General features: G+C 68.3%; 20 protein-coding genes and 2 pseudogenes. 14 read left to right on the top strand and 8 right to left on the bottom strand.

Features of this window, described 5'->3' with window-relative positions:
• The 4 genes and pseudogenes from A5764_RS28560 to A5764_RS23045 form a co-directional block, all read right to left on the bottom strand.
• Positions 1–71: pseudogene (locus A5764_RS28560) on the bottom strand (type VII secretion protein EsxS); the annotation flags it as partial.
• Positions 72–98: 27 nt separating this feature from the next.
• Entirely contained in the window at positions 99–1895 is a 1797-nt protein-coding gene (locus tag A5764_RS28985; RefSeq protein ID WP_231989789.1) for a PPE domain-containing protein, read from the bottom strand.
• 2 nt (positions 1896–1897) lie between these two features.
• On the bottom strand, positions 1898–2206 hold the full coding sequence (locus tag A5764_RS23050; protein WP_067117704.1) for a PE family protein: 309 nt from the start codon (positions 2204–2206) through the stop codon (positions 1898–1900).
• A 239-nt stretch (positions 2207–2445) separates the two neighbouring features.
• The gene (locus A5764_RS23045; protein ID WP_067117701.1) at positions 2446–3351 is read right to left on the bottom strand and encodes an oxygenase MpaB family protein; all 906 of its coding nucleotides are present in this window, start codon (positions 3349–3351) and stop codon (positions 2446–2448) included.
• Positions 3352–3443: 92 nt separating this feature from the next.
• Between A5764_RS23045 and A5764_RS23040 the strand changes: the two genes are divergently transcribed.
• Complete coding sequence (locus tag A5764_RS23040; RefSeq protein WP_156664822.1) at positions 3444–4139, top strand: TetR/AcrR family transcriptional regulator; 696 nt, start codon at positions 3444–3446, stop codon at positions 4137–4139.
• On the opposite strand, the gene A5764_RS23035 is transcribed toward A5764_RS23040, so the two are convergent.
• The gene (locus A5764_RS23035; RefSeq protein ID WP_067117760.1) at positions 4072–4620 is read right to left on the bottom strand and encodes a hypothetical protein; all 549 of its coding nucleotides are present in this window, start codon (positions 4618–4620) and stop codon (positions 4072–4074) included. The genes A5764_RS23040 and A5764_RS23035 overlap by 68 nt on opposite strands.
• Positions 4621–4664: 44 nt before the next feature.
• Positions 4665–5246: a VOC family protein gene (locus A5764_RS23030; RefSeq protein ID WP_067117698.1), complete on the bottom strand. Its 582-nt coding sequence runs from the start codon at positions 5244–5246 to the stop codon at positions 4665–4667.
• 98 nt (positions 5247–5344) lie between these two features.
• Between A5764_RS23030 and A5764_RS23025 the strand changes: the two genes are divergently transcribed.
• From A5764_RS23025 to A5764_RS23000, 6 genes are all read left to right on the top strand, one after another.
• The gene (locus tag A5764_RS23025; RefSeq protein ID WP_067117757.1) at positions 5345–5992 is read left to right on the top strand and encodes a TetR/AcrR family transcriptional regulator; all 648 of its coding nucleotides are present in this window, start codon (positions 5345–5347) and stop codon (positions 5990–5992) included.
• Positions 5971–7122 (top strand): alpha/beta hydrolase, encoded by a 1152-nt coding sequence (locus A5764_RS23020; protein WP_067117695.1) that lies wholly within the window; start codon positions 5971–5973, stop codon positions 7120–7122. The genes A5764_RS23025 and A5764_RS23020 overlap by 22 nt, the downstream gene beginning before the upstream one ends.
• Positions 7098–8081 (top strand): 2-hydroxyacid dehydrogenase, encoded by a 984-nt coding sequence (locus A5764_RS23015; protein ID WP_067117692.1) that lies wholly within the window; start codon positions 7098–7100, stop codon positions 8079–8081. The genes A5764_RS23020 and A5764_RS23015 overlap by 25 nt, the downstream gene beginning before the upstream one ends.
• Positions 8082–8132: 51 nt before the next feature.
• Positions 8133–10343, top strand: coding sequence for an acyl-CoA dehydrogenase (locus A5764_RS23010; protein WP_067117689.1), 2211 nt, complete (start codon positions 8133–8135; stop codon positions 10341–10343).
• Positions 10344–10551: 208 nt separating this feature from the next.
• Positions 10552–10869, top strand: a complete 318-nt coding sequence (locus tag A5764_RS28550; RefSeq protein WP_156664821.1) for a hypothetical protein — start codon at positions 10552–10554, stop codon at positions 10867–10869.
• A 560-nt stretch (positions 10870–11429) separates the two neighbouring features.
• Positions 11430–11765, top strand: coding sequence for an ATPase (locus tag A5764_RS23000; protein WP_369807360.1), 336 nt, complete (start codon positions 11430–11432; stop codon positions 11763–11765).
• Between the two features lie 10 nt (positions 11766–11775).
• Here the strand turns inward: A5764_RS23000 and fadD2 are convergent, their stop codons facing one another.
• Positions 11776–13455 (bottom strand): long-chain-fatty-acid--CoA ligase FadD2, encoded by a 1680-nt coding sequence (gene fadD2, locus A5764_RS22995; protein WP_067117754.1) that lies wholly within the window; start codon positions 13453–13455, stop codon positions 11776–11778.
• A gap of 59 nt (positions 13456–13514) precedes the next feature.
• Here fadD2 and A5764_RS22990 point away from each other — a divergent pair, with 59 nt between their 5' ends.
• Positions 13515–14777, top strand: a complete 1263-nt coding sequence (locus A5764_RS22990; protein ID WP_067117680.1) for a DNA polymerase domain-containing protein — start codon at positions 13515–13517, stop codon at positions 14775–14777.
• Here the strand turns inward: A5764_RS22990 and A5764_RS22985 are convergent.
• A complete protein-coding gene (locus tag A5764_RS22985) occupies positions 14774–16168 on the bottom strand; it encodes an MFS transporter (protein ID WP_067117677.1) in 1395 nt (464 codons plus the stop codon). The genes A5764_RS22990 and A5764_RS22985 overlap by 4 nt on opposite strands.
• A gap of 129 nt (positions 16169–16297) precedes the next feature.
• Here A5764_RS22985 and A5764_RS27790 point away from each other — a divergent pair.
• The 6 genes and pseudogenes from A5764_RS27790 to A5764_RS22960 all read left to right on the top strand — a co-directional run bounded on the left by A5764_RS27790 (position 16298) and on the right by A5764_RS22960 (position 21684).
• Positions 16298–16634 (top strand): annotated as a pseudogene (locus tag A5764_RS27790) (hypothetical protein).
• A gap of 9 nt (positions 16635–16643) precedes the next feature.
• On the top strand, positions 16644–17636 hold the full coding sequence (locus A5764_RS22980) for an ABC transporter substrate-binding protein (RefSeq protein WP_067117674.1): 993 nt from the start codon (positions 16644–16646) through the stop codon (positions 17634–17636).
• A 112-nt stretch (positions 17637–17748) separates the two neighbouring features.
• On the top strand, positions 17749–18411 hold the full coding sequence (locus A5764_RS22975; protein WP_067117670.1) for an allophanate hydrolase subunit 1: 663 nt from the start codon (positions 17749–17751) through the stop codon (positions 18409–18411).
• Between the two features lie 29 nt (positions 18412–18440).
• Complete coding sequence (locus A5764_RS22970) at positions 18441–19355, top strand: 5-oxoprolinase/urea amidolyase family protein (protein ID WP_156664825.1); 915 nt, start codon at positions 18441–18443, stop codon at positions 19353–19355.
• 35 nt (positions 19356–19390) lie between these two features.
• The gene (locus A5764_RS22965; RefSeq protein WP_067117667.1) at positions 19391–19936 is read left to right on the top strand and encodes a GNAT family N-acetyltransferase; all 546 of its coding nucleotides are present in this window, start codon (positions 19391–19393) and stop codon (positions 19934–19936) included.
• Positions 19937–20274: 338 nt separating this feature from the next.
• On the top strand, positions 20275–21684 hold the full coding sequence (locus A5764_RS22960) for a NarK/NasA family nitrate transporter (protein WP_067117664.1): 1410 nt from the start codon (positions 20275–20277) through the stop codon (positions 21682–21684).
• Positions 21685–21734: the final 50 nt, after the last annotated feature.

Below are 21734 nucleotides of genomic sequence, written 5' to 3'. Positions count from 1 at the left end.
AACGCCGCCTTGGCACCAAACGCCGACTGCGCGGCCACCAACTGCGGAATATGAGCATCCAACAAACTCATAACGATTCCCTTCGTTGTTTCGGGTTGCTAGCTGTCGCGCGCTCCGTCGCCTTCCCCGGGAGCGCCGTCCGGGTCCCACGTGCCGGGCATCATCGGCATCTTGGGGCCACCGCCGAACTCGTCACCGGCCAGCGTGGTCAGGCCGGCCGCCCCGGCGACCGACTCCTTGGGCGCCGTGCCGGCGAACCCGAGGTTTCCGGCGCCCTGGTCCGAGGCCGAGGCCTGCGCGGCCGTCGCTGAACCCCAATCCGGATCCACGTCGACGTTCATGTCCATGAATTCATCGCCATAGCTACGCTGTCGCGCCCGTCGCCGCCGACGCGCCGGTGCCGCCGCCCGGGCGGATGCTGCCGCTGCCGCCGCCCCGACGGCGTCGCGAGTCGGAGTCTTCCTCTTCGCGACCGCGCTTGCGCTGGAACTCATCCCGGAACCGGCCCCGATGCCGGGAGGCACGGCATACGGAGGGACAAATCCTGGTCCGGCCGCGGGTGCAGGCGGGGGCGGTGGCGGGGCCGGAGCCGCAGGCGCGGGGGGTGCAGGCGTGGGCGCGGCCGCCGGCGCCGCCGCCGCAGGGGCCGCGGCCGGCACGGCAATCGAGGCCAGCCCCACGGCCGGCAACACGCTGGGCGCGGCGGCGACGGGTGCCAGGGCCGGCGCCGCAGCAGCGGCCGGTGGCACAGCGCCCAGTGCGCCCAGCGCCCCCAAGCCGCCCAGCGCTGCGGGGGCGATGGCGGGGAGCGCCGCGAGGGCCAGCGCCGGCTGGGTGACCGCGTAGGAGAGGACTGCCTCTATGTGGAGCGGGAAGTCGAACAGCTCCAGGCTGACCAGGTACTGAAACGCCTGCACCGGATTTTGCGTCAGGTATACGCCGAACTGTTCGAAATCCTCGAGAACTTCGAGGGATCGAACAACATAAAAGATAGATTGGCTCGGATCCGCATAGTCGTCGTATTCGAGTCCGTTGACGGTGCCCTCGGAGGGACTCCAATTGACCCCGAAGTTCTGCAGGATCTGCGAAATGAGCTGATTCAGCGGGTTGTCGACCAAGGGGTCGTGCGTAAGCTGGGTATTCCCGATCCCCAGACTGTTCTGCAGGAAATCCACTAGCTGCGGCGGAAGCTGCAGCGGATTGTCGGTCTGGGAATTGCCTTCCAATATCTGCGAGATCTGTTGCGGAATCGACAGCGGGTCCTGCAGGAACTGCTGGATCTGCTGCACCAGGCCCTGCAGCTGCTGCTCGGCGCTCTGCACCAGGTCGGTGGCCGTCGACGCCGGGTTGGCGTCGGATTTCACGATTTGGGGCGCCGGGGTGGTCTGCGGAGTCGACGCCACCGCGGCACTGGAGACCGCTTGGTAGCCCGCCATCGTGAGGGCCGCCTGAATCCACATCCGCACGTAATCCGCCTCATTGACGGCGATCGGGATGGTGTTGATCCCGAAGAAATTCGTGGCCAACAGCACCCCATGAACCACGTGGTTCGTGGCCAGTTCGGGCAGCGTCGGCATGGCCGCCAACGCGGCGGTGTAGCCGGCGGCCGCGGTCTCCAGCTGCGTGGCCGCCGCCGCGCTGTTGGCGCTGGCCTGCATCAACCACGCCAGGTATGGCACATACGCGGCCGCAAACGATTCGGCGCTTGGCCCCTCCCAGGCGCCGGCCTGCACCGACGCCACCAACGCGCTGAGCTCCTCGGCCAACGACGCGTACTCAACACTCAGCGAGGTCCAGGCCTCCGCCGCCGCCACCAGGGGCCCGGGCCCGGGGCCGCTGCTCAGCAACGCCGAGTGCACCTCCGGCGGTGAGGCCATCCAGATGGGCGCCGTCATGCTCAGCCTCCTGCGGCGAAATACGACGATGCCGCGGCCGCATCACCGGTGGCATAACTGGCGCCCGACTGGCTCACTCCGAGACCGGAGCGACCCAGATCTTCGACGCTCTGCCCCGCCACCGCGGCATGCTCCTGCCCCTGGGCGCTGAACCCACCAGCGGTTTGCAGCGACACCGGATCGGCGGCCGGCGGCACCACAGCCGTGATCAACGGGGCGGCGCCGGCCTGGACGGCCGCCAGCCGGGCAGTCAACGCTTCGACCGTCGCGCTTGCGGCGGCCAGGCCTTCGGGCACGACTCGCAATGTCATGACAGTGCTCCTCGTTTGGAAATTTGGGCTGATTGCCCAGAAGCGTACTGAAAATGATTGTCGTTAACAACTTGACCCGAGTAGATTTCCGAGCCCCGCGGCGGGGCAGAGGTGTGCCGTGAGGCTCGCTGTCGATGGCCGGAGGAAGCCGGTCATGCATGGTGATTTGGAGCTGGCAGCCAAAAGCGCCGGCCCGGCGGTGGCTTGTGGCCTCGACCGAATCCGTCGCGTCGCGCCGGCTAGACCAGGGGACGCCCGGTCCTGATGCGGCGGTCGACGTCGGCCAGCAGGACGTTGAACGGGAACCGGCGGACGAACCGCGGCATCGCGCGGTTGACCGCGCGCAGCACCGCCATCAGGCGGTCGAAGCGCCGTTGCCTGCGCGCATCCCACGGCAACCGCATCTCGTCGCGAAACCGCTGGGGCAGAAATCCGGTGGTGATCAGCAACGCGAAGCTATCCGACAGGCGCTGCAGCGGGCCCGGCAGGCTCAAGCCCGGAATGCGGCCCGCGGCAATGGGATACAGGTAATCGCGCACGGCCTCGTCGATGTGCACCCTGGCCAGCGACTCTTGCCAGTACCCGTCGAAGGCCGCCCGGTCCGCCGGCCAGTTCTCGGGCGGCACCTGCAGGGTGGTGCCGAGCGCCATGCCCTCGCGGTAGTGACGGTCGGCGTCCGGACCGTCCAGTTCGCCGACGAAGGTCCGATAGATGTCGACGGCGCCCTTGTACAGGCAGGCAGCGACCCACAGCTGCAGGTCGACGTCGAAGGCGTTGTAGGACACCGGGCTATCGGGAGTGGAGTACACCTGCGCGTGGGCCCGGTTGACCGCGCGGCGGAAGGCGTCCTTCTGCGCCTCGCTGCCGGCGGTGGCCACGGCGAGGTAGGTGAAGGTGGTGCGCGCCCGCTTGATCGGATGCAGGTCCACCCGGCCGCTTTCGACGCGGCTCTCCAGAACCCCGTAACCGACGCCGGGCCGCGCCAGCTGCATGATCACGTTCGCCGGGCCGGCCAGCAGCGCCACGCCCATCAAGCCCTGGTCGATGCCCAACCTGCGGCTGCGCCGCGAGCGCGCCGAGAGGGATCGCCGCGACGGGTCCGCAATTGCGCGCTCCACCTGCCGGACCGGCTCGTGAATTGCCACGGTGAGTCCTCCCTCGCCACCGGCCCGCTAAATGTGCGAACGCCTGTTTCCTGATGTTGTCGGGTGCCCGCGTCGGTGTCAAGATGGGAGTTATGCCAGGAGCTTCCAGCGCGCGGCCCTACCGTGGCATCGAGGCCGCCGAACGGCTTGCCGGCCGCCGCCGCCGGCTACTGGCCGCGGGCCTGGACCTGCTGGGGGCCGAGCAGCAGGACCTTTCGGATCTGACCGTCCGCGGCATCTGCGGCCGGGCCGGCCTCGCGGCCCGCTACTTCTACGAAAGCTTCACCGACAAGGACGAATTCGTCAGCGGCGTGTTCGACTGGATTGTCGCCGAGCTGGCCGCCACCACCCAGGCCGCGGTGGCGGCGGTACCGGTGCACGAGCAGAGCCGCGCCGGGATGGCCAACATCGTTCGGACCATCGCCGAGGACGCCCGCATCGGGCGGCTGCTGTTCAGCACGCAGTTGGCCAACGCCGTGATCGTGCGCAAGCGCGCCGAATCCAGCGCGCTGTTCGCCATGCTGTCGGGCCAGTACGCCGGGGACGCGCTCCGGATGCCGGCAAACGACCGCATCAAGGCCGGGGCCCACTTCGCCGTCGGGGGCGTCGTGCAAACGATCAGCGCCTGGTTGGCCGGCGAAGTCCGGCTCGAGCCGGATCAGCTCGTCGATCAGCTGGCCGCACTGCTCGACGAACTCACCGACCCGAACCTGTACGGGCTCACGGGAACAGCGGCAGCTGCCACAACCGCATCCCGGGATCGAGGAGCCACAGACGCATCATCGTGAGCCGCATGACGCGTTGCGCGCCGATGATCATGAATGTCGCCAGCGGCACCTCGATGCCCAGCGCCGTGACCGTCGACAGCCAGATATCCCGGGGTCCCGCGGTCATCAGGTCGAACCACGCGTCGCAGATCAGCAGAATTCCCGAAGTGAAAGCCGCAAGCACCAGCAGCTGCCGGCGCAGGTAGCCCAGCACGGCCGTGGCGACCATGAACACGACCAGCAACAGGTCAAACCCGACCCAGGTGACGCGCCAGTTGTAGGCGACATAGCGCTCGGGCAGCGTCAAGGAGAGATACCCGATCCAGGGAATCAGGGCGATCGCACCACCGACCATCAGGCCCAACCGGATTCGGCGTATGCGATGGAGTAGCGCCGGATCGATCAGCTCGCTGAGCGGTTGCTCGAGCCGCTTTACCAGTTCCTGCCGCTGCGCGCGCGTCAGCGCCGCGATCTGCGCGTCGGTCAAAATGCCGTCGGTCATCATGGGCTTTCCCCGGGCTCGGGCCCTGGCTCAGGCTTCGCCGTTTAGCGTACGGCGTGCGCCCGAGGCCGACGGTCGGCGTCGGTCCTGGGGACGGCCTGGGCGTCGGAGGAATCGAATTCCTTGACCCAGCAGGCAAACTCGAGCGTGATCCCGTCGGGATCCTGGAAGTAGAACGAGCGCACATACACGCCGGGATGCACTGTCGCCGACACCTGCATCTCGCTCTCGTCGTGGTTGAGCACCGGGCCCACCCGCACGCCCTTTTCCTTGAGCCGCTGCCGATAGGCGTCGAACTTGTCGGCCGGCACGTGGAAGGCCAAGTGGTTCATGGTGCTCACCGCGCTGGTGATGTCCCCGATGCCCGGGATGGCCCCCGGCGACGAGATGCCCGGCACCCGATCGGGGGCGTCGGCGAACCAGAAGAAGGCCACGCAGTCGCCGTTGCCGGCGTCGAAGAAGAAATGCTGCCCCTGACCGCCGGGCAGGTCGAGCGACTTGATCAGCGGCATACCCAGGACGCCTGCGTAAAAGTCCACGGTGCGCGCCATGTCCGAACACACCAGCGCGACATGGTTGATCCCGCCGATCTCGAATTCGGTGTTGGGGTTGTGCGGCTTGATCATCGTGCGGCTCCTATCGGTCCGCCGGGGCCCGGTGCTGGCCAAGAGCTGAATCTGAATCTAACATCAGGTTCAGTTTTGCTCCAGGGAGGTGCGTGCACGTGTCGACGGCGGCAGCACGCGATGGACGGCCCGGCCAGGCCCCGGCGTTTCCGACGCATCGCGGCAGGCGGACGCAGGCCGCGATCGACCTGGCCGCCCGAACCGTGATCGCCCGCAAGGGGATCCTGGCTACGACCATCGCCGACATCGCCGCCGAGGCGGGCCGCTCGGCGGCGTCCTTTTACAACTATTACGACTCCAAAGAGGCGATGGTGCGCCAATGGGCGCTGCGGTTCCGCGATGAGGCCAACGAGCGCGCGCGTTCGGTGACCGAACACGGCCTCTCCGACCGCGAGCGCGCACACCAGGCCGCCGCCGCCCACTGGCACACCTACCGCAACCGGCTGGCCGAGGTGATAAGCGTGTCGCAGCTGGCGATGGTCAACGACGACTTCGCCCAATACTGGGCCGAAATCTGCTCTGTGCCCACGTCTTTCATCGCCGAAACGGTCCGGCGCGCGCAGGCCGAGGGCTACTGCCCCGACGACGACCCGCAACTGATCGCCGAGGCGATCGTGGCCATGTTCAACCAATTCTGTTACGCCCAGCTCACCGGACAGGCCCAACCCGACGACGCGGCCTGCATCCGGACGCTGGCCAACATCTACTACCGAGCCATCTACGCATGCGAAGGGGAGCCGAATTGAGTCGTCATGGCGGCGCCGCGGGGATTGTCCGCGAGTTCGTCGGGTTGCCGTCGCCCACCGCCGGTCGCGCCGGCGCCGGCGGGCATCCGTGCCAGGGTCTGTACCACCGCGGGGCGGGACGCAAGCCGACGATGGCGATGATCGCCGCGCACTACCAGATCGACTTCTCCGAGCATTATCTCGCCGACTACATGGCCACCCGCGGCATCGGATTTCTGGGCTGGAACACCAGGTTCCGCGGCTTCGAAAGCCGCTTCCTGCTCGACCACGCGCTGGTCGACATCGGCGTCGGGGTTCGCTGGCTGCGCGAGGTGCAGGGCGTCGAAACCGTGGTGCTGCTGGGTAATTCGGGGGGCGGTTCGTTGATGGCCGCCTACCAGTCGCAGGCCGTCGACCCGAACGTGACCCCATTGGAAGGGATGCGCCCGGCGACCGGGCTCGCCGAGCTGATCCCGGGCGACGGCTACGTCGCCACCGCCGCCCATCCCGGCCGCCCGGACGTGCTCACGTCCTGGATGGACGCCGCCGTCGTCGACGAAAACGACCCGGTGGCCACCGATGGCGACCTCGACCTGTTCGACGAGCGCAACGGGCCGCCGTATTCGGCGGAGTTCCTCACCCGCTACCGCCGCGCGCAGGGCGCACGCAACCACGCCATCACCGATTGGGCCGAACGCGAACTCAAACGCGTTCGCGCCGCGGGCTTTTCGGATCGGCCGTTCACCGTGATGCGCACCTGGGCCGATCCCCGCATGGTCGACCCGAGCATCGAGCCCACCAAGCGCCAACCGAACCTGTGTTATGCGGGCGTCCCGGCCAAGGCCAACCGCTCCGCGCAGGGCATCGCCGCGGCCTGCACGCTGCGCAACTGGCTGGGCATGTGGAGCCTGCGGGCGGCGCAGACGCGCGCCGAGCCGCACCTGGCCCGCATCAGCTGCCCGGCGCTGGTGATCAACGCCGAGGCCGACACCGGTGTCTTCCCGTCCGACGCCCGGCGCATCTACACGGCGCTGGCCAGCACCGACAAGGTCCAGTCCTCGATCGAAAGCGACCACTACTTCACCACCCCGGGCGCCCGCGGCGAGCAGGCCGATACCATCGCCGGGTGGATCACCAAGCGGTGGCGGTAAGGGTTCTCGCTCACTTCGTTCCCGGCGCCAAAGTGCTCGATTTCGTTGCGGCAGAATCGGATTGGCTTGACGTCCGATGGTGCGCCGAACGCGACGACGAGGCCTTTTACTCCGAGCTGCCGCAAGCGGACGTGATGTGGCACGTGCTGCGGCCGCTATCGGGCGCCGACCTGCGGAAAGGTGGCCGGCTGCGGCTGGTGCACAAACTCGGGGCCGGCGTGAACACCATCGACGTAGCGACCGCGACGGAATGCGGCATCGCGGTCGCCAACATGCCCGGCGCCAACGCGCCGTCGGTGGCGGAGGGCACCGTGCTGCTGATGCTGGCCGCGCTGCGCCGGCTGCCGCAGCTGGACCGTGCCGTGCGCCGGGGCCGCGGCTGGCCGGCCGATCCCGAGCTGGGCGAGACGGTGCGCGACATCGGCGGCTGCACCGCCGGGCTGGTCGGCTACGGCAACATCGCCAAGCGGGTGAGCGAGATCGTCGGGGCGATGGGAGCGACCGTCCTGCACACCAGCACCCGTGACGACGGAAGGCCCGGCTGGCGGCCGCTGGCCGAGTTGCTGGCCGCCAGCGACATCGTCTCGCTGCACCTGCCGCTGACGGCGCAGACCCACCATCTGCTCGACCGCGACGCGCTGGCCCGGATGAAACCGACCGCGGTGCTGGTCAATACGTCACGCGGCGCCGTGGTCGACGAGGAGGCGCTCGTCGACGCGCTGCGCGGCGGGCGGCTGGCCGCGGCGGGCCTCGACGTTTTCGAGGCGGAGCCGGTGGCGGCCGACAATCGGCTACTGGAACTGGACAACGTGGTGCTGACACCGCACGTCACCTGGTACACCGCCGACACCATGCGGAGGTATCTCACCGAGGCCGTCGCCAATTGCCGCCGGCTGCGCGACGGGCAACCGTTGGCCCACGTGGTGAACCCGGTAGTCAACCAACCGACCGGTTGTTAGCTTGGAAGGTGCTTCGCGGAAGCGGAGCCGTGAGCCGTGGGAAGGCGACCAATGCCGATCGCAATCACTCCTGAGCATCAAGACCTCGCCGACTCGGTGCGATCCCTGGTGGCGCGGGTGGCGCCGTCGGAGGTGCTGCATGCGGCGATGGAGACTCCACTCGAGAACCCGCCGCCGTACTGGCAGGCGGCCGCCGACCAGGGGCTTCAGGGCGTCCATCTGGGCGAGGCCGTCGGCGGGCAGGGCTTCGGGATCCTCGAGTTGGCCGTCGTGCTGGCCGAATTCGGCTACGGCGCGGTGCCCGGGCCGTTTGTGCCGTCGGCGATCGCGAGCGCGCTGATCGCCGCCCATGATCCGGAGGCCAAGGTGCTCTCCGAGCTGGCGTCCGGCGCGGCCATCGCCGCGTACGCGCTCGAGTCCGGCCTGACGGCGACCCGGCACGGCCCGGAAAACGAAGCGCTGGTGATCCGCGGCGAGGCGCGCGCGGTTCCCGCCGCCGCGCAGGCGTCCGTGCTGGTGCTGCCCGTCGCGATCGACAGCGGCGAGGAATGGATCGTGCTGCGCGCCGAGCAGCTCGAGATCGAGCCGGTCAAAAGCCTGGACCCGTTGCGGCCCATCGCTCACGTGCGGGCCAACGCCGTCGAGGTCGGCAACGACGCGGCGCTGAGCAACCTGAGCATGGCGACCGCGCACGCGCTGATGTCCACCCTGCTATCGGCCGAGGCCATCGGCGTGGCGCGCTGGGCGACCGACACGGCGTCGCAGTACGCCAAGATCCGTGAGCAGTTCGGCAGGCCGATCGGGCAGTTCCAGGCCATCAAGCACAAGTGCGCGGAGATGATCGCCGACACCGAGCGGGCCACCGCGGCGGTGTGGGACGCCGCCCGGGCGATCGACGAGGCCAGCCACGGGGACGCGGCTTCCCATGTCGAGTTCGCGGCGGCCGTGGCGGCGACGCTGGCGCCGGCGGCCGCCCAGCGGTGCACGCAGGACTGCATCCAGGTGCATGGCGGGATCGGCTTCACCTGGGAACACGACGCAGGCGTCTACTATCGACGCGCGCTGATGCTGGCCGCCTCCTTCGGCCGCGGTTCGGAATATCCGCAACGGGTGGTGGACACGGCGACCACCACGGGGATGCGCGCGGTGAACATCGACCTGGACCCCGACACCGAGAAGCTGCGGGCCGAGATCCGCGCGGAGGTCGCGGCGCTCAAGCAGATGGAGCGCGAGCCGCGCCGGGTCGCGATCGTCGAGGCCGGCTGGGTGCTTCCCTACCTGCCCAAGCCGTGGGGCCGGGCCGCCAGCCCGGTGGAGCAGGTCATCATCGCCCAGGAGTTCAGCGCCGGGCGGGTCAAACGGCCGCAGGTCGGCATCGCGGCGTGGATCATCCCGTCGATCGTCGCGTTCGGGACCGAGGAGCAAAAGCAACGGTTCCTGCCGCCGACCTTCCGCGGCGACATGATCTGGTGCCAGCTGTTTTCCGAACCGGGGGCCGGGTCAGACCTGGCGGGGCTGACGACCAAGGCCACCCGGGTCGACGGCGGCTGGCGGATCACCGGGCAGAAGATCTGGACCACGGCCGCGCAGTATTCGCACTGGGGAGCGCTCCTGGCGAGGACCGACCCCAGCGCGCCGAAGCACAACGGCATCACATACTTCCTGCTGGACATGAAGAGCGAGGGCGTCACGGTCAAGCCGCTGCGCGAGCTCACCGGGAACGCGATGTTCAACACCGTCTACATCGACGACGCCTTCGTGCCCGACGAGTGTGTGCTGGGCGAAGTCAACCGGGGCTGGGAAGTCAGCCGCAACACCCTGACGGCCGAGCGGGTGTCGATCGGCAGCAGCGACGCCAATTTCCTGGCGACCCTCCCGGAGTTCGTCGAGTTCGTCCGTGACGGGCAGTTCGATCAGATCGCCCAGCACCGCGCCGGGCAGTTGATCGCCGAGGGCCACGCGGCCAAGGTGCTGAACCTGCGCTCAACGTTGTTGACGCTGGCCGGCGGCTTGGGACCCGCAGCAGCCATGCCGTCGGCGGCGATCTCCAAGCTGCTGTCGATGCGCACCGGTCAGGGTTACGCCGAATTCGCGGTGTCGTCTTTCGGCAGCGACGCCGCCATCGGCGACACCAACGAGTTAGCGGGCAAGTGGGGCGAGTACCTGCTGGCCAGCCGGGCCACCACGATCTACGGCGGCACGTCGGAGGTGCAGCTCAACATCATCGCCGAACGGCTGCTGGGCCTGCCCCGCGACCCCTGAACAGAACCGTGCCGACCTGATGCACGTCTGTCAGGTCGGCACGGCCCGGCTCTTGATCGCTGTGCCCATGCCGACCCGGGGGCCGGTCCCAGGTCGGCATGGAGTCTCAGCCGCTACGCGTCGCAGCGGCGTTAGCTCACCACCACCAGTTCCACCACGGGCGATATCCGAGGCCGGGAGGACCCCAACCACCGTTGCCCCAGCCTGGGTGACCGCCCCACCAGCCCGGGTGACCGCCCCAGCCACCGTGATCACCCCAACCGCCGTGATCACCCCAACCGCCACCGTGGCCGCCCCAGCCACCGTGACCACCGCCGCCGTGGCCACCGCCGCCGTGACCACCGCCGCCGCCGCCGGGCCTAAGTGGGAAGTCAGGCCCGCCGTGGGGGCCCGACGCATCGAACGTTGTGCCCGGGACGGCGGGTGGAGCGGCGTGCGCGGCGGGGGTGCCACCGAAGAACAGCGCTCCAGCCAGCAGGCCGCCGCCCGCCACACCAACCGCGGCTTTTCGCAGGGAGACCAGTGAAGTCAACATTGGTGAACTCCTTTCACGCTGTCGACGATCAGCAGGTAAAGCCTTCTTGGACGTCTCAAACAGCCCTAAAAAACGGTATCCATATTTCTGAGCTATCCGCAACTCCAGCTACCCGCTATTGCACCACACTAAACCGACGCCAGTGCTAATCCATTCCCGGGGCGCCCGCTAGGTAGTGGAATCCGCGGCTACTGACCTCAGTACCTCAGGATCTAACATATACGCTGCTCACACGCCATCTACTGAAGTACGCAACCGCGTGAATCTACGCATTCAAAGATACGTAGAATCTGGTTTCATTAAAGCAGGAATTCACACCGAGGCACGGCTTATGTGGCGGCTACAGCAAACCGAAATTATGGGCTGACCGAATTGGATGACCCTTTCACCTCGGCCGACGCCGACGTCGGGCCGTGCCCCCGGTGCGCGTGGCGGGCGCCGACGGCGCGCCGCGACCGCCTGACGGTGATTCAATGGGAGGGTGCTCGACGACGCGCATACTGACAAGCGGATCTACTGATCCGCACCCAGAGAGGGTCGCCGCGATGAGTATCACCTCTGGCCGGAGCGATTCCGGTCCCAACCGCTTCTCCCGTTACGCCGCGGGCCCCACGCCACCCGGTCCCGAGCAGACGGGGCCCACCCAGCGCCTCAGCAGGTTGGGTCCAGCGCCGGCCCCTCCAGCTCGCGATCGACGGACGCGGCGCACCGTCGACCTGCCCCTGGCCACGCACCGCGCGCTCGACGTGTGGCAGCGCGACGCGGCCGACCGGATCGGAGTCGCGCGTGTGACCGGACAGGAGGTCCTCACGGCGCTGATCGACCAGCTGCTGACGGACCCCAAGCTCTCGACCCAGATCACGCGCGCCATTCAGGCGCGCAGGTGACCCGCGAGGGCTAGTCGATCTCCATCTCGCGCAGCTCGCGCTTGAGGACCTTGCCGGTAGGGTTGCGCGGCAACTCGTCGAGGAAGACCACCTCTCGGGGCACCTTGTACTTGGCCAGCTGGTCCTTCACGTGCTTCTTGAGGGTGTCCTCGTCGACATCAGAGCCCTCCTTCTTGACCACGAAGGCGCGCAGGCGGTGGCCCCACTCCTTGTCTTCGACACCGATTGCGGTGGCCTCGACCACCTCGGGATGCCCGCTGAGGCAATCCTCCACTTCGGCGGGGAAGACGTTCTCGCCGCCGGACACGATCATCTCGTCGTCGCGGCCGCTGATGTAGAGCAGACCGTTTTCGTCGAAGTAACCGACGTCGCCCGAGGACAACATCCCGTTGATGATCTGTTTGTTGCCGCCGCCGGTGTAGCCCTCGAAGGGAAAGGCGTTGCCGACGAAGATCCGGCCGACTTCGCCCTGGGGCAGCTCCTTGCCGTTTTCGTCATAGATCTTGACCTTGACGCCTTTGACAACCGGTCCGGCGGTGGACGGGTTGTACTCCAAGTGTTTGGGCTCGGCAATGGTGGCGAAGGCGATCTCGGTCGAGCCGTACATGTTGTAGATGACGGGTCCGAGCTCTTTGAGGCCCCGTTCGGCGACATCGGCGTTCAACGCGGAACCAGAGACGAAGACGATTCGCAGGCTCGACAGGTCGGGCCTGTCGTCCATCTTTTCCAGCGCCTCCAGCATCCGCGACAACATCACCGGGACGACGACGATCGCGGTCACCTTGTGCTTCTCAACGTCCTTCAACACCACATCGGGCTTGAACTTGCGGTGCAGCAACAGCGTCGAGCCCAGGAACGCTCCAATCGTGGCGTGCAAGAAGCCCAGGGCGTGGAACATCGGTGCCGGCAGCGCCGTCACCTCGCCGGCCTTGAACGGGACGTGCGACAAGATGCCGCCGATCGGCGCGAGGGTCGGCGGCGTGCTGCGATTCGCGCCCTTCGGCGTGCCGGTGGTGCCGCTGGTCAAAATGATGACCGATGAATGCTTGCTCGCCTTGGGGGCGGGCTCGCCGCTGCTGCGTTCGATCAGATCGGCCAGTGTCTCGTCCTTGCTGCCCGAGGCCTTGTCGGAGTCGGGGTTGCTGCCCAGCGCCCGCAGTTTGCCCAGCGGAGGATCGGCCTTGCCGACGTCTTCGGTGTACTCATCGTCGTAGATGATGAGTTTGGCATCTTCGCGCTCGGACACCTCCTTGATCTGTGGTCCGGAGAACGAGCTGTTGAGCAAGATGATGCGAGCACCGACTCGAGCACACCCGAACTCGGCGATGGCAAACCAGCGGCTGTTGCGCGCCAGGATCGCGACACCGTCCCCACCCTTGACGCCCTTGTCCAGCAGACCGTGCGCGACCGCATTGGCGGCGTCGTCGAGTTCCTTCCAGGTCAACTCGCCGTCGTCGTCGATGACGGCCACCTTGTCCGGGTTGCGCCGGGCATGCAGCGCGGGAAGCATCCCGATCTCGCCCCACTTGCGGATGTCGTTGGCCATCGCGGCGACGTGTTGGGGTGGCTCCAGCGGAAAACCCCCGGCCTCGAAGATCTTGCGCACGTAGTGCAGCTCGGCCGTGCCGCGGTCGAGGTACTGCTGAACTTTCGCAACAGCCTGCCCCGGCAGGCCAAGGAGATTTGGCATGGATCCCACCATATGTGACGTCGGTCGCATTACAACGGGTATGTACCCCGCGACTTACCATGATGAACATGACCGGTCCGGTTTCGCTGGAGGTGGCCGGGAACCGGGTCACCATCACCCATCCGGACAAGGTGGTGTTCGAACGCCACGGCGGCGCGGGCCCCTACACCAAACTCGACCTGGTCCGCTATTACCTGTCCGTCGCCGACGGGGCGTTGCGCGGGGTGGCGGGGCGCCCGATGATCCTCAAGCGCTTCGTCAAGGGCATCGGGCAAGAGGCCGTTTTCCAGAAGCGGGCGCCGGCCAACCGGCCCGAGTGGGTCGACGTCGCCGAATTGCATTACGCGCGCGGCACTTCCGCCGCGGAAGCCGTCATCCACGACGCCGCCGGGCTGGCGTGGGTGATCAACCTGGGCTGCGTCGACCTCAACCCCCACCCGGTGCTGGCCGACGACCTCGATCACCCCGACGAGCTGCGGGTCGACCTGGACCCGATGCCCGGGGTGGCCTGGCAGCGCATCGTCGACGTCGCGCTGGTGGCCCGCGAAGTACTGGAGGACTACGGCCTGGTCGCGTGGCCGAAGACCTCCGGGTCGCGGGGCTTCCACATCTACGCCCGCATCGCCCCGCGCTGGGGATTCCGCCAGGTGCGGCTGGCCGCCCAGACCGTCGCCCGCGAGGTGGAGCGCCGGGTGCCCGAAGCCGCGACCAGCCGCTGGTGGAAGGAAGAGCGCGAAGGCGTCTTCGTCGACTTCAACCAGAACGCCAAGGACCGCACCGTCGCCTCCGCATATTCGGTGCGGGCCACCCCGGACGCCCGCGTGTCCACGCCGCTGCATTGGGACGAGGTGGCCGGCTGCAACCCCGAGGCGTTCACCATCGAAACCGTGCCCGCCCGGTTCGCCGAGCTGGGCGACCCGTGGGCGGGAATGGACGACGCGGTGGGCGAACTCGACCGGCTGCTGGTGCTGGCCGAGGAATTGGGCCCGCCCGAGAAGGCCCCGAAGGGGGCGGCCAAGGGCGGCAAGGGCGCCGGTGGCAGGCGGCCCTCGTCCAAGCCGCTCATCGAGATCGCCCGTACCAAGACCAAGGAGGAGGCGATGGCCGCCCTCGACGCCTGGCGGGACCGCTATCCGGGCGCGGCGGGGCTGCTGCAGCCGGCCGACGTCCTGGTCGACGGCATGCGCGGGCCGAGCTCGATCTGGTACCGCATCCGGATCAACCTGCAGCACGTGCCCGCCGACCAGCGCCCGCCGCAGGAAGAGCTGATCGCGGACTACAGCCCTTGGGTCAAGTACCAGCCCAAATACCAGGACTCCTAGACGCCCAGCTGCGCCATTGGGGTCTTCTTGCGCAGGTAGGCGGCCCAGGTGACCACGAGCAGCGCGAGGAAGAAGCCGACGTAGAACCGCAGCGCCGGCTCGATGGTGCCGAAGTGCGACTTCGACCAGGCGTAGGCCAGCGGCACGACGAACCCGCCGAAGGCCCCGATCGACGAGATGACGCCCAGCGCACCGGCGGCCTGGCGGCGCATGTGCACCATGGTGTCCGGATCGCCGCCGGCAAGCTCACCCTTGACCTTGAAGATCCGCGAGATCATCCGGTAGGTGGAGCCGTTGCCGATCCCGGTGGCCACAAACAGGAACATGAAGCTGGCAAAGAACACCGGCAGGTTCTTGGCGTGGACGGACCACAGGACCGCCGCCGCACCGACGGCGAGCATGACGAAGCTGAAGGCGGTGATGCGGGCCCCGCCGATGCGGTCGGCGAGCTTGCCCCCCACCGGGCGGATCACCGACCCGATGCCCGCGCCGACGAAAGCCCACGCCAGCGCGATGTCACCGCGCCCGAACACTGTCTTGAGCAGCGTCGGGAACGCCGCCGAGTAGCCGATGAACGACCCGAATGTGCCGATGTACAACAGCGACATGATCCACGTGTCGCGGTGCCGCAGCGACTGCCAAACCGGCTTCACGTCGGCCTTGGCCTCGGTGAGGTTGTTCATGAACAGGAAGGCACACACCGCGGCCACGACGGCCAGTGGCACGTAAAACAGGCCGGCACGCGACAGGGCCACCCCGCCGCCCGCGATCACGATCGGCGGAATGATCTTCTGCACGACCGCCACGCCGAGGTTGCCCCCGGCGGCGTTGAGGCCCAGCGCCCAGCCCTTGTCCTTCTCGGGGTAGAAGAACGAGATGTTGGCCATCGACGACGCGAAGTTGCCGCCGCCGAAGCCCGCGGTCGCGGCGATCGCCACCAGCGCCGGGAAAGGCATGTGCGGGTGGCCCACCGCCCAGGCCAGCAGCAGGCACGGGATCACCAGCAGCATCGCCGAGGTGGTCGTCCAGTTGCGGCCGCCGAAGACCGGGACCGCGAAGGTGTAGGGCAACCGCAGGAAGGCGCCGACACCGCTGGGCACCGCGACCAGGAACAGGGCCTGGCTGGCGGTCAGCGCCCAACCGGACGCGGCGGCGTGCCCGTGCGGGCCGGCCGTCATGTGGACGACGACGATGCTCCACAGCATCCACACGCTGAATCCGACGTGCTCGGCGAAGATGGAGAAGATCAGGTTGCGACGGGCGATCGGCTTGCCGGTCGTCTCCCAGAACGCGGGGTCTTCGGGCCGCCAGTCGTCGATCCAGTGCCGTCCGCGGTGGCGCTCGCGCGAGGGCGCGAGGACTGGGGTGGTCTCCGGGCTGGTGGTAGTCACGCTCTGACGGTAGAGAGGACCTGTTACCGGTCCTTTCGTGCGCGGTTACGCCGGGGATACGCAAAGATCGCAACGCCTCGCGCCCCACTGTCAGAACTTTTCGGGCCGCCTACGCGCGAGAATCGGACCATGCAGGCGACTGACCGGCCGCTGGCACAGCGGGAGCGCAAGAAGATCACGACCCGCCAGGCCATCCGGCGCGAGGCGTTCCGCCTGTTCGACGAAACGGCTACGCCGCCACCACCGTCGAACAGATCGCCGAAGCCGCGATCGAATTGGCCGTCCCCCAACCGATTTCGAGATCCGCGTGTTCGTCGGCGCGATGGTGGGCGCCATGATGGCTGCCTATGACAGCGCACCCAAGACGCCCGAGACGATCTATCGGTGCCTGGACTTCCTCGACGCCGGCATGCCGCTGGGCCGAGCAACCGCGCGGCGGCGTAGGTGGCAGCGGGGGACGCGATAATCTCACGCGATGACCGGATGGAGTCGTCGCGGCTTTCTGCAGCTCGCAGGGGTCACCGCGATCGCCGGATGCTCGGCCGTGGGGGCGGGCTGCTCGTCAAGCAAACCGGCGCCCGGCGCCGCCGCCGGCTCGGTGACGATCACCCATCTGTTCGGTCAGACCGTCGTCAAGGAGCCGCCCAAGCGCGTCGTCAGCGCCGGCTACACCGAGCAGGACGACCTGCTGGCGGTGGGCGTGGTACCCATCGCGGTGACCAACTGGTTCGGTGATCAGCCGTTCGCGGTGTGGCCGTGGGCCCAGCCCAGGCTGGGGGCGGCCCAGCCGGTGGTGCTGAACCTGGACAACGGGATTCCGATCGACCAGATCGCCGGGCTCAAACCGGACCTGATCGTCGCCATCAATGCCGGCGTGGACGCCGACACCTATCAGAAGCTCTCGGCGATCGCGCCGACCGTCGCGCAGTCCGACGGTGACGCGTTCTTCGAGCCGTGGAAGCAGCAGGCCACCGCCGTCGGGCAGGCGGTGTTTCAGGCCGATCAGATGAAGTCCCTGATCGACGCCGTCGACCAGAGGTTTGCCGCCGTCGCCCAAAAGAACCCGCAGTGGAAGGGCAAGAGAGCCCTGCTGATGCAGGGCACGTTCTTTCAGGGCACCGTGGTGGCGACCCTGGCGGGCTGGCGCACCGACTTCCTCAACCAGATGGGCCTGGTGATCGCCGACAGCATCAAGCCGTTCGGCAGCGACCACCGCGCCGTCATTCCGCGCGATCAGATCAAGGGTGTGCTCGATTCCGCCGACGTGGTGATCTGGACGACCGAGACCCCTGACGACCAGAAGGCGCTGCTGGCCGACCCCGAAATCGCCGGAGCGGCGGCCACCACCCAGAACCGCCACATCTTCACCACCAGGGACCAGGCCGGCGCGATCGCGTTCGCCTCCCCGCTGAGCTACCCGCTGGTCGCCGACCAGCTGCCCGCGCTGATCGGCAAGATCCTGGGCTAGATGCCCTTGGCGTACCGCTTGATTGAGCGTTCGCTAAGGCACCTCTGGCAGTGCTCGAAAATCCGTCGAGATTCCCTCCCGCCTGCCCCGACCGCGGGGTTACCGTCGAGTAATGAGCGTGACGGACCTATCGCAGGAGCTGTCGACCGAGCTGGTCGGCAACATCGTTTTCGACTACGGCGACCAGGCGCTGATGTTGCAATGTGGCAGCACGGCCGAGGTATTGGCGTGGGTGGACGCGCTGCGTGACGCGGCGTTGCCCGGGGTGCTCGACATCGTCCCGGCCGCCCGCACGGTGCTGGTCAAGCTGGACAACCCGCGCCGGCAGGGCGCCACCCGTCACCGGCTGCGCAAGATGCGCGTCGCCGCCGAGGCCGAGGCCGCGGCGGGCCGCGACGCCGACGTGGTGATCGACGTCGTCTACGACGGACCGGACCTCGCCGAGGTCGCCGACCACACCGGGCTGACCACGGCGCAGGTGATCGAGGCCCACACCGGTTGCCTGTGGCGGGTCGGATTCAGTGGCTTCGCACCGGGTTTCGCGTACCTGGTCGACGGCGACGCGCGACTGCGCGTGCCGCGCCGGTCCGAGCCGCGGACCTCCGTGCCGGCCGGGTCGGTCGCGCTGGCCGGGGAGTTCAGCGCGATCTATCCGCGGCAATCGCCCGGCGGCTGGCAGCTCATCGGTCACACCGACGAGGTGCTGTGGGATCTGGACCGGACCGATCCCGCGTTGCTGACGCAGGGCATGTGGGTCCAGTTCCGGGCCGTGTGAGCGAGGAGACGGCCGTGCCGAACCTGGGTATCAGTCTCGAGATCGTGCGCACCGGACCGTTCGCCGTCGTCGAGGACCTCGGCCGGCCGGGCTTGGCCCACCTCGGCGTCGGGCGGTCGGGGGCCGCCGACCGCCGCGCGCACACGCTGGCCAACCGGCTGGTCGCCAACCCCGACGACCGCGCCACCATCGAAGTGACGTTCGGCGGCCTGGCGGCCCGGGTGCGCGGCGGCGACGTCGACATCGCCGTGACGGGCGCCGACACCGACCCCACCGTGAACGGAATCAAGTTCGGCACCAACAGCATTCATCATGTCCGCGACGGCCAGGTGATCTCCCTGGGCGCGCCGCGCGCCGGCCTGCGGACGTACCTGGCGGTGCGCGGCGGCATCTGCGTGGACCCGGTGCTGGGCTCGCGCAGTTACGACGTGATGTCGGCGATCGGCCCGTCGCCGCTGCGCAGCGGGGACCGGCTACCGGTCGGCGAGCACACGCTCGATTATCCCGAGGTCGACCAGGCCCCGGTGGCCGCCATCACCGGCGACGTGGTCGAACTGTCGGCGGTTCCCGGGCCGCGCGACGACTGGTTCGTCGATCCCGATGTCCTGGTGCACACCGAGTGGGTGGCATCCGATCGCAGCGACCGGGTGGGCATGCGCTTGGTCGGCCGCCCGTTGCAGTACCGCTACCCGGACCGTCAGCTCCCCAGCGAGGGCACCACCCGCGGTGCGATCCAGGTGCCGCCCAACGGTTTACCGGTGATCCTGGGTCCCGATCACCCGGTCACCGGCGGCTATCCGGTGGTCGGCGTCGTGATCGACGAGGACGTCGACAAGATCGCCCAGGTGCGCCCCGGTCAGCGGGTACGCCTGCACTGGGCCCGGCCCCGGTCTCCGTCCGGGAACCGGCCGCTGTCGAGCGCCGCGGACGGGCCGTTCTCCTAGCCCCGGTCGCTGGACACGGCTGGTAGACATGGATTGTGCACACCCAGGTACACACCGCCCGCCTGGTCCACACCTCCGATCTCGACAGCGAGACCCGGCACCGCGTCTGTCAGATGGTCACCGCCGCGTTCGCCGGAGGCTTCAGCGACGACGACTGGGAGCACGCGCTGGGCGGCATGCACGCCCTGATCTGGCGGCACGGCGCGATCATCGCGCACGCCGCCGTGGTCCAGCGGCGGCTGCTCTATCGCGGCGACGCGCTGCGCTGCGGTTACATCGAAGGGGTCGCCGTGCGCGAGGACTGGCGCGGTCAGGGGCTGGTGCACGCCTTGCTGGACGGCTGCGAGCAGGTGATCCGCGGCGCGTACCAGGTGGGCGCCGTCAGTTCGTCGGCCCCGGCCCGCCGGGTGTGGTCGGCGCGCGGCTGGCTGCCGTGGCGCGGCCCGACGTCCGTGCTGGCCCCCACCGGTCCCACCCGCACCCCCGACGATGACGACGCCGTGTTCGTCCTGCCGGTCGGAACCAGCCTCGACACCTCCGCGGGCCTGATGTGCGACTGGCGCGGCGGCGACGTTTGGTAAGCCGTTGCACGGCATACCGATTCGGTGAATCAATCACATATTACGGAATGTATTGCAGCTCACAATAAATTTCACGGCCGCGCGAAATCACTTGGTGCGGGCGATTATTTGCGAGGCCGCATGGCCCCTCAGGGATTTGCCAGATAACTGGGATTCAACTTACAGGCGATATCGCCCGAATTGAGTTGACGGGCTTGGTTTCTTAATGTGAGCATCGAAACACACGGCCGGGCATGCCGCTTTCGGCGCGCCCGCCACCGGCGCCAGTTCGCCGCCTAACGCGCTCAACCGATTTCGCCCCCACCCCTTCGCGAAGATCTAGGAAAGGTGCCGACCGCATGGGCCGCCGCAACCACCGCATCCCGGACTGGGATCCGGAAGACGCGGTGGCCTGGGAGGCCGGCAACAAGGACATCGCCCGCCGCAACCTGATGTGCACGGTGGCGGGCGACCACGTCGCCTTTTCGATCTGGTCGCTGTGGTCGGTGATGGCGCTGTTCATGCCGGCGTCCGTCTACGGCTTCTCGGCCGGCGACAAGCTGCTGCTCGGCGCCGTCGCAACGCTGATCGGAGGCTGCGCGCGCATCCCCTACACCTTGGGCATCGCGCGCTTCGGTGGCCGCAACTGGACGACGTTCTCGGCGTTCGTCCTGCTGATCCCGACCGCCGGCACCATCGCGCTGCTCGCCAACCCCGGCCTGCCGCTGTGGCCGTACGTGTTGTGCGCGGCGCTGACCGGGCTGGGCGGCGGCAACTACGCGGCATCGCTGGCCAACGTCAACGCCTTCTACCCGCAGCGGCTCAAGGGCGCGGCGCTGGCCATCAACGCCGGCGTCGGCAACCTCGGTGTTGCGGTCATCCAGCTGGTCGGCCTGCTGGTACTCGCCACGGTGGCAGGATCCAAGGGCCACGAAGCGCCGTACTGGGTGTGCGCGGTGTACCTGGTGCTGCTGGCCATCGTCGGCATCGCGGCGGCGCTGTTCATGGACAACCTCGAGCACGGCATCGAGGTGAACACCATGCGCTCGGTGCTTCGCGAGCGCGACACCTATGTGATCTCGCTGCTCTACATCTGCACCTTCGGCTCCTGGATCGGGTTCGCGTTCGCCTTCGGCCAGGTGCTGGCGGTCCACTTCACGGCCGCCGGCGAAACCGCCAGGCACGCCTCGCTGCACGCCGCCCAGATCGCTTTCGTGGGACCCCTGTTGGGGTCGCTGGCCCGCATCTACGGCGGGAGGCTGGCCGATCGCATCGGCGGTAGCCGCGTTACCCTGGGCGTCCTGGGCGGCATGGTCCTGAGCGCCGGGCTGCTGGTCACCGTCGGCACCCTCGACGACCGCAATGGCGGCGGCTCGGCCACCTTGACCGGCTACGTCACCGGCTTTGTCGCCCTGTTCGTGCTGGCGGGGATGGGCAACGGGTCGGTGTTCAAGATGATCCCGTCGACCTTCGAGGCGCGCAGCCGCCGGCTGGACGCCGATGAGGCGCAGCGCCGCCACTGGTCGCGGGCGATGTCGGGATCGCTGATCGGCTTCTGCTCGGCGGTCGGCGCGTTCGGCGGCGTGGGAATCGACCTGGCGCTACGCGAGTCCTACCTCCATAGCGGGACCGAGACGTCGGCGTATTGGGTCTTCCTGGCCTGCTACGTGGGGGCCGCCGCCATGACGTGGCGGCTGTATGTGCGCCCGCAGCCACCCGGCCCGAACGCGGCCGAATCCGTCCTCGACGCCGAGCCCGCGCGGGTGTGATGGTCGTCGCAACAGGGGCAATGCGTCAGCAATTGCGCGGTAACGCCGCC

Source organism: Mycobacterium sp. 852002-51057_SCH5723018 (genome assembly GCF_001667035.1).
Classification (GTDB): Bacteria; Actinomycetota; Actinomycetes; order Mycobacteriales; family Mycobacteriaceae; genus Mycobacterium.
The sequence above is the reverse complement of the archived record's forward strand: the minus strand, read 5'-3'. Positions and strand labels throughout refer to the sequence as shown.

Coding starts and splice junctions, on each gene's coding strand:
- A5764_RS22980 (WP_067117674.1), top strand. CDS start 16,644: ATGACCGGATGGAGTCGTCGCGGCTTTCTGCAGCTCGCAGGGGTCACC.
- A5764_RS28985 (WP_231989789.1), bottom strand. CDS start 1,895: ATGACGGCGCCCATCTGGATGGCCTCACCGCCGGAGGTGCACTCGGCG.
- A5764_RS22975 (WP_067117670.1), top strand. CDS start 17,749: ATGAGCGTGACGGACCTATCGCAGGAGCTGTCGACCGAGCTGGTCGGC.
- A5764_RS23010 (WP_067117689.1), top strand. CDS start 8,133: ATGCCGATCGCAATCACTCCTGAGCATCAAGACCTCGCCGACTCGGTG.
- A5764_RS23020 (WP_067117695.1), top strand. CDS start 5,971: ATGCGAAGGGGAGCCGAATTGAGTCGTCATGGCGGCGCCGCGGGGATT.
- A5764_RS23030 (WP_067117698.1), bottom strand. CDS start 5,246: ATGATCAAGCCGCACAACCCCAACACCGAATTCGAGATCGGCGGGATC.
- A5764_RS23035 (WP_067117760.1), bottom strand. CDS start 4,620: ATGACCGACGGCATTTTGACCGACGCGCAGATCGCGGCGCTGACGCGC.
- A5764_RS22990 (WP_067117680.1), top strand. CDS start 13,515: ATGATGAACATGACCGGTCCGGTTTCGCTGGAGGTGGCCGGGAACCGG.
- A5764_RS22960 (WP_067117664.1), top strand. CDS start 20,275: ATGGGCCGCCGCAACCACCGCATCCCGGACTGGGATCCGGAAGACGCG.
- fadD2 (WP_067117754.1), bottom strand. CDS start 13,455: ATGCCAAATCTCCTTGGCCTGCCGGGGCAGGCTGTTGCGAAAGTTCAG.
- A5764_RS23050 (WP_067117704.1), bottom strand. CDS start 2,206: ATGACATTGCGAGTCGTGCCCGAAGGCCTGGCCGCCGCAAGCGCGACG.
- A5764_RS23040 (WP_156664822.1), top strand. CDS start 3,444: ATGCCAGGAGCTTCCAGCGCGCGGCCCTACCGTGGCATCGAGGCCGCC.